This window comes from Deinococcus marmoris, from assembly GCF_001949125.1.
In the GTDB taxonomy this organism is placed as follows: domain Bacteria; phylum Deinococcota; class Deinococci; order Deinococcales; family Deinococcaceae; genus Deinococcus; species Deinococcus marmoris_A.
In genome coordinates, this window is sequence record NZ_MSTI01000099.1 from 20,872 (window position 1) to 27,797 (window position 6,926).

General features: G+C 68.5%; 6 protein-coding genes. 3 read left to right on the forward strand and 3 right to left on the reverse strand.

Annotated elements, in window-relative coordinates; genetic code table 11:
* The first annotated feature begins 31 nt into the window (after window positions 1-31).
* On the forward strand, window positions 32-3,013 hold the full coding sequence (locus BOO71_RS14975) for a DUF937 domain-containing protein (protein ID WP_075833773.1): 2,982 nt from the start codon (window positions 32-34) through the stop codon (window positions 3,011-3,013).
* Window positions 3,014-3,221: 208 nt separating this feature from the next.
* Here the strand turns inward: BOO71_RS14975 and BOO71_RS14980 are convergent, their stop codons facing one another.
* The gene (locus BOO71_RS14980) at window positions 3,222-4,058 is read right to left on the reverse strand and encodes a DMT family transporter (RefSeq protein ID WP_075833775.1); all 837 of its coding nucleotides are present in this window, start codon (window positions 4,056-4,058) and stop codon (window positions 3,222-3,224) included.
* A 150-nt stretch (window positions 4,059-4,208) separates the two neighbouring features.
* On the reverse strand, window positions 4,209-5,246 hold the full coding sequence (locus BOO71_RS14985) for a hypothetical protein (RefSeq protein ID WP_075833777.1): 1,038 nt from the start codon (window positions 5,244-5,246) through the stop codon (window positions 4,209-4,211).
* Window positions 5,247-5,479: 233 nt separating this feature from the next.
* Between BOO71_RS14985 and BOO71_RS14990 the strand changes: the two genes are divergently transcribed.
* Both BOO71_RS14990 and BOO71_RS14995 read left to right on the forward strand, forming a co-directional pair.
* A complete protein-coding gene (locus BOO71_RS14990; protein WP_075833779.1) occupies window positions 5,480-6,013 on the forward strand; it encodes a DinB family protein in 534 nt (177 codons plus the stop codon).
* A complete protein-coding gene (locus BOO71_RS14995; RefSeq protein ID WP_075833781.1) occupies window positions 6,010-6,591 on the forward strand; it encodes a class I SAM-dependent methyltransferase in 582 nt (193 codons plus the stop codon). The genes BOO71_RS14990 and BOO71_RS14995 overlap by 4 nt, the downstream gene beginning before the upstream one ends.
* Window positions 6,592-6,617: 26 nt before the next feature.
* Here BOO71_RS14995 and BOO71_RS15000 read toward each other — a convergent pair.
* A partial coding sequence (locus BOO71_RS15000) for a transposase family protein (RefSeq protein ID WP_139322960.1) occupies window positions 6,618-6,926 on the reverse strand: 309 nt, incomplete at its 5' end.

The following is a 6,926-nucleotide window of genomic DNA, read 5'->3' on the forward strand; positions in this document are numbered from 1 at the left end:
CCTGCCTGCCGTTTCGCCTATTCTGTGAGAAATGTCCAAGAATGCAACCGATCTGATCCAGTCCTTCTTTGACCCCGGCGCGGTGGCGCGGCTGGCCCAGGCGGCGGGTCTGGAGCCGGAAGTGGCCGGGCGGGTGCTGGAGGCCGGGTTGCCATTGCAGCTCGGGGCGCTGGCCGAGTCGGCGAAAACGCCGGACGGCGAGGCCATGATCGCCGAGGCCGTCGGGGCCTTGCCCCCCTTTGGCAGCGTGGCCGAGGCGCTGGAGGAATCGGGCGGCGCGGACAACCTGCGGCAGGCCGGGGAAATGCTGGCCCCCGTGTTGCTGGGAGAGGCGGCGGAGACTCTGCCCGCGCAGGTCTCTGCCCAGACGCAAGCGGACCCGGCCAGGGTCCAGAACCTGCTTCAGATAGCGCTGCCGCTGCTGCTGAGCGCGCTGGGTCAGCGTGGAATGAAGGCGGGGAACATTGCCCCGATGCTGGCGGGGCTGAGTGGTGTGGGGTTGGGTGGCTTGAGCTTGGGTAGTCTGGGGCTGGCCGGGGCGGCTGGCGCGGATACAGTCGTCCCAGAGGTGGCAGAGACGGCTATGCCAGCGGCAGTCGAGACCCCTGAAACGGCTCCCGTCGCGCCAGTTGCGGAAATGCCAGCCGCAGAAGTACCAGCAGTCGAGCCGCCACCAGTCGTGCCAGTTCCAGTTGAGCCTGCTCCTGTCGTACTGGAGAAACCTGCGTCAGAGGCCATGCCGTCAGAATCGGTGCCGTCAGAGCTTGCCGTGACTCCTGCCGAAACCAGCCCTCCTGATCCCAGCACGCCGGAAGGCTTGCTCAAGTACCTCCAGGCGCGGTTTGGTGGTCCGGTGGGGCAGAAGATCGGCGCGGTGGCGGGTTTTGGCGGCGGGGTTCGCAAGCAGGCGGCGCTGGCCGCGCTTCCGGTGGTGCTGGCCGCGCTGGTGGGCAAGGCGGGGACTGGGGGAGACCTGGACAAACTGGCCCGCCCCTTCGCGGCGCTGACGGGTGAGGACGGTCAGGTCAACACGGACCTGCTGGACAGCCCAGTAGAGGTCTCGCGCATCGAGGGCCAGGGGCGTGGGCTGCTGGCCTCGCTGTTTGGGGATGTGAACGCTGTGACCGGGCGGCTGGGCAGTGCGCTGGGCGGCAGTGGCGACAGCTCGCGCCGCCTGCTGGCGCTGCTGACCCCGCTGGTGCTGTCTGCCCTGACCCGCGCCCATGCGGGCGGCATGGGCGCGCTGCCTATCGCCGATCTGGCGGACGGTCTCAAGGCGGCGTTACCGTCTGGCTTCTCCAGCCTGGGCGTGCTGGTCGGCAGTCTGGCCACCGGGACGCCTTTGCCTGGAGCGGTCTCCACCACGGTCCAGACCACGCCGCGCGCCGTCGTGCAGCAGGGTGCGCCCGCCACGCCGCCCAGACCCTCGCCCCTCAAGCCTCCCCGGCCCGCCCGTTTCGAGAAGCCTGCGCCGCCCGTGGCTCCACCTCCCCGCAGGCGCGGCTTTCCGCTGTGGCTGATTCCATTGCTGCTGCTGTTGCTGCTGGGCGGCTGCTGGGTGCTGCAAAACCGCCAGTCTGCCGTTCCCGCTGTGCCCACGCCCACGTCTCCCACCACACCGGGCGACAGCGGGACCCTGCCCGGCCTGCCCGTGCAGACGGTCTTCACGGAGCCGCAGCCCGGCGCGGCGGTTCCGGCCAGCGGCTTTACCCTGCGCGGCACGGGCGCTGCCGGAGAGAATGTGGACGTCTTCCTGGGTGACGGCAAGGTGGGCAGCGCCCCCGTCGCCCCGGACGGCACCTGGAGTCTGGACGTGGGAGCAGACGCGCCCCAGGGTCCGCAGACCTACACCCTGAAGAATGCGGCGGGTGGGGAAATGGCCACGCTGCCTGTCGTGGTGGGCGGGGCAGACGCCACGGGTACAGGGTCCACTGCAACCCCGCCCGTGACCGCAGCGCCCACCGATACGGATACGCAGGGCGGGGCAGTGCCGGAAACTCCAGGCACTGCACCAGATACGACGGTGCCAGCTACGACAACCCCAGACGCGACAACCCCGCAAACGCCCTCTACCGAGGGCACCACCCTGGCCACTCCCGGCGCAACCGCCCCCGACACGGTTTCTGTCGTCATCAGCGAACCCGCAGAAGGGGCGCAGGTACCCGCAGGCGGGCTGACATTGCGCGGCACCGGTCCGGCGGGCGAGCAGTTCGTGCTGTTCCACAGCGGCCTGCGTGCGGGCAGCGTGACCGTGGGACCGGACGGCAACTGGAAGGCCGACATTCTGGCCGGGGCCGCGCTGCCGGGTCCGCAGAGCTATGACCTGCGGAATGCGGCGGGGCAGGTCGTCGCCCGAGTTCGCCTTCAGGTCGCGCCGAGTGGTCAGGGCGCGGTGGGAAGTGCATCGGGCAGCACCTCAGACAGCGTTGGGGCAACTCCGGCAGGCGCGGGCGGGGTCACCGTCAGCAGCCCGGCGAGCGGCGCGCAGGTAGATGGTGCGGGCTTTGCGCTGTCGGGAACTGGCCCGGCAGGACAGACTTTCGAGGTACTGGAGGACGGCGTCAGCATCGGCAGCTTCACCGTGGGCGCGGATGGCAACTGGACCCGGCAGGTATCCGGCCCCAGCGCGGGCGCAAAAACCTACACGGTTCGTTCGGCAGATGGTCAGCAGGTGGCCGCCGTGCCAGTGACCGTGGGGGCGGCCCCCGCCAATGCCCAGGGAGCCGCCTGCACCCAGACCCTCAGCGTCAGCCTGAAAGACGGCGAGACCGTGACCGCGCCGTACCGTTTCGGCGGCGTGGGGGGCGGCAACGCCTATACCATCACCGTCAAACGGGGCGAGCGGACCATCGGCAGCAAGACGGTGCCAGTAGGTGCGGGCTGTGTCTGGAATTTCACCAGCAATCCCGGCCCCAGCGCGGGACAGGCCAGCACGGTCACTTACGAGGTGCGCCCGGCAGACGCCAGCCCCAGCGATGCGCCCGCCGCCCGCCTGACCCTGAACGTCCGGTAGTTTTCACGGTTGTGTCGGGCCGTCCACCTGTTCTGCTGGGGTGGGCGGCCTCTTTTCTCAGATCAGGGGGCTTGATGTGAAGTTCGCTGCACGTTCCAGCATGGACCGCACAGGAGGCATATCCCATGCCGCACCATGAACTGAACCATCATGCCGCCGGAAAAGTCGCTTGGCGAACTGGACCCTTCACCCACGCCCGACTGATCCTCTACCGCCCCGCGATCAGCCCCGCGCCCACCAGGGCCAGCACCACGCCCACCCACTGCGCGGCGCGCAAGCCCTCGCGCAGCACAGTCACCGCCAGCAGAGTGGTAAAGGCCGGATACAGGCTGGACAGCAGCGAACCCACCGCCAGCCCGCCGCCCTGCACCGCCAGCAGGTAAAACAGGTTGCCCAGCGTGTCCCCCGGCGCGGAAGACAGGATCAGCAACGGGTTTTTGGGGCGCAACCCCACCAGCCGCGCGGCCAGCGGCAGGGCGATCAGCGAGGACGTGACGCGGGCGGCCCCCAGCGTCCAGAACACCCCCGGCGACTGCGCCTGCCCCAGCAGCGCGAAGAAGAAGCCGAAGCCCAGGCCCGCCGCCAGCCCGATCAGCACGCCGTTGTCCTGCCACCGCACCGCGCCGCCGCCCTCGCCCGGCGTGTAACTCAGCAAACCCGTGCCCAGCAGCACGCCCAGCGCGCCCAGCCAGCCCAGCAGCCCCAGCACCTCGCCGCCCAGCACGCCGATCACCACCGGCACCAGCGCCGACAGCGCGCCCGCGCCCACCGACACCGCGCCCATCGGCCCCATTGCCAGCGCGCGGTAAAAGGCCAGTACGGCAAACAGGCCCACCGCCCCGGCCAGCGCGCCCCATAGCAGATCGCCCACGGGCGGCAGCGCCTGACCCATCACCACCGCCAGCAGCAGCATGATCGCCGCGCTGATCGGGTGGGTCAGGGCCACCACCCGCAGCGGCGAATCGCGCCGACTGGCCAGCCCCGCCAGAAAATCGCCGACGCCGTAGGTCAGCGCCGACAACAGGCCGCTCAGGGCCGGATTCAAGGAAAAAGCCTCACCGCAGGAGTGTACAGGCGGCGCAGATCAGGAGATGGAAGCCAGTCCCCCTCACCTGGACAACAAAAAAGACCGGGATGTTTCTCCCGGCCTTCTTTTCAGGGCCTCGCAGGGCCAGAAACGTTATTCCCAGAAACTTTACTCGTCGTTGCCCCGGTTGTTGCTCCAGCCCCGGTCAGCGCGGGCACGCGGGCGGAAGCCGCCGTCGCTGCTGCTCTCGCCGCCTTCGCGGGGTGCGGGCGCGGCGTCGCGCGGGCGGTCGTTGCTGGGGCGGTCATTGCTGGGCCGGTCATCGCGCGGGCGGAAGGCCGGACGGTCCTCGCGGGGACGGAAGCCGCCACCCTGCGAACCGCCACGGTCATCCCGGCCCTGGTAGCCGCCACTGCTCTGTCCACCACGGTCGCTGTTGCCACGGTAGCCACCGCCGCCCTGGCCGCCCCGGTCCTCGCGGGGACGGAAGCCGCCACCCTGTGAACCGCCACGGTCATCCCGGCCCTGGTAGCCGCCGCTGCTCTGGCCGCCCCGGTCACTGTTGCCACGGTAACCGCCGCCGCCCTGGCCGCCCCGGTCCTCGCGGGGACGGAAGCCGCCACCCTGCGAACCGCCACGGTCATCCCGGCCCTGGTAGCCGCCGCTGCTCTGGCCACCACGGTCACTGTTGCCACGGTAGCCGCCGCCGCCCTGGCCGCCACGGTCATTGCCACCCCGGTCTTCACGGGGACGGAAGCTGCCGCCCTGGGGAGCAGGACGGTCACCACTGGGACGATCCCCCGCAGGACGCTCGCCGCTCTTGAATCCGCCCTGGCCCTCGCGCATTTCCTTGATCTCGCGGCGCAGACCACGCAGTTCCTTGCCGTGGGCTTCCAGCATTTCCTTCATCTCGCCCAGCAGTTCCAGCAGGTCGTCGGCGTCGATGTACTCGTCTTCCTCGCCTTCCTCACCGTCTTCTGCGCCTTCTGCGGCGTCCTCACCCTGCATCTGCATGGCGTCGTCGTCGCTGTCGTCGGCGGCGCTGTCTTCATCGTGACCGCTCTGGCTCTCGGCCTGGGCTTCCTGGGCGTCCAGCACCAGATCCTCGTCTATCTCGCCCTGAAGCTGAGGGATGATCTCGCGCACTTCGGCGGGCATCTGGTCGTCGGTGGGCTGGCCCTGGTGCGTCTCGTTGTTGTCGGTCATGGTGTTTCTCCTTTTGGCGCGGCCCAAAGTCCGTTTGAACCCGTGCCGCGCTGTTTCCCTGCTGCTGTCGTTCACAACGCTGGCGGCGAAGTCGGGGCTGTTGTGGCCTGTCTCGTCGGCCAGAGGCACACATTCTGCGTGCCGGGCGCGGGCGCACCCCCGAGTGTATCACTGTGGAGGATGGATCAGGGTGGACGTCTGGCGATTCTCCCGCCGTCCGGGTACGCTGAACCATGACCCAACCTGACCAGTTTCCACCTGCCCAGTCTCCCGAAACCGAGCAGCCCCAGCACTGGCTCGAAGGCATCCTCGACATCCTGACCGAGGCCGTGGAGGGCGGCACACCCGGCCAGGGCACCGCGTTTCTGGACGGCACGGCGCAGGACGGCAGCGGCAACCACGGCCTGCTGGCCACGCTGGACAACCTGAGCGCGGCGCAGGCCAGCACGGAAATTCACGGCACCTCCATTGCCGGACACGCCCGCCACTGCGCCCTGCATATGGATGTGGTGGTGCGCTGGGAGCGTGACGGGGACCGGGGACCCTTCGACTGGAAGGGCAGTTTTCACCCGGCTCAGGTGGACGACGAGGCGTGGGACGACCTGCGCGTTCGCCTGCGCGCCACCTACGACGCCCTGTGCGCCTTTGCCCGCACCCAGAAGGAGCGCGAGGCGACGGGAGATGCCACCGGAGGTCTGACCGGCGCGGTGGCGCACGTCGCCTATCACCTGGGGGCCATCCGGCAGATGGTCAAGGGGCTGGATTGAGCGGGGGTGAACCGCTGCGGGTCATCATCGGTGCGGGCGAGCAGCGCTGGGAGGGTTGGATTCCCACCCAGCAGGCAGACCTCAATCTGCTGGACCGCGCCACCTGGGCCGCGTGGTTCGGGAGCCGCCGGGCCGACGCGTTGCTGTGCGAACACGTCTGGGAACACCTGAGCGAGGAACAGGGCCGCGCTGCCGCCCACCTGTGCTTCGAGTTCCTGAAACCCGGCGGTTTCCTGCGCGTGGCCGTGCCGGATGCCAACTTTCCAGACGCTGGGTATCAGCGCACCGTGCAGGTGGGTGGACCGGGGCCAGCCGATCACCCCGCCGCCGATCACCAGATCGTCTATGACGCCCCGCTGCTGGCCGACGTATTCCGGGGGGCCGGATTTACTGTGAACCTGCTGGAATACTGCGATGCACAGGGCCAGTTTCACGCCCAAGACTGGGACGTGACCACCGGGCCGATCTACCGCTCGCGGCAACTGGATCACCGCAATCTGGACCACCGCAATGCGGGCGGACGGCTGGGTTTCGTTTCCATCATCCTGGACGCCACCAGACCCCTGGAGGAGCCGTGACCCCTTCATTAGACCTCTTGCGAAAGTCAGGCACATTTAGCGGTGGCGTTGCAGATGGCGGCGATGAGGTTGACTCGGAGGCTGAACCGCTTTCGCCGATGGCGATACGTTTCCTTCAACACTCGAAAAATCTTGAGCCGACGAATAACATGCTCAACAGCGATTCTGAAGCGTGCCAGTCGAAGATTTTCTGCTTTCTGTGCCGGAGTGAGCTTGCGTTTCTTGCTCGCTTTGTGCGGTGTATGGCACAGCGGGTGTTGGTGTTGAACGCCCTGATAGCCAGCATCGGCAACCAATTCAGTTTCAGGGTGAATGGCGGTCTGGGAGGCTCGAAA

Coding starts and splice junctions, on each gene's coding strand:
- BOO71_RS14985 (WP_075833777.1), bottom strand. CDS start 5,246: ATGACCGACAACAACGAGACGCACCAGGGCCAGCCCACCGACGACCAG.
- BOO71_RS14990 (WP_075833779.1), top strand. CDS start 5,480: ATGACCCAACCTGACCAGTTTCCACCTGCCCAGTCTCCCGAAACCGAG.
- BOO71_RS14975 (WP_075833773.1), top strand. CDS start 32: ATGTCCAAGAATGCAACCGATCTGATCCAGTCCTTCTTTGACCCCGGC.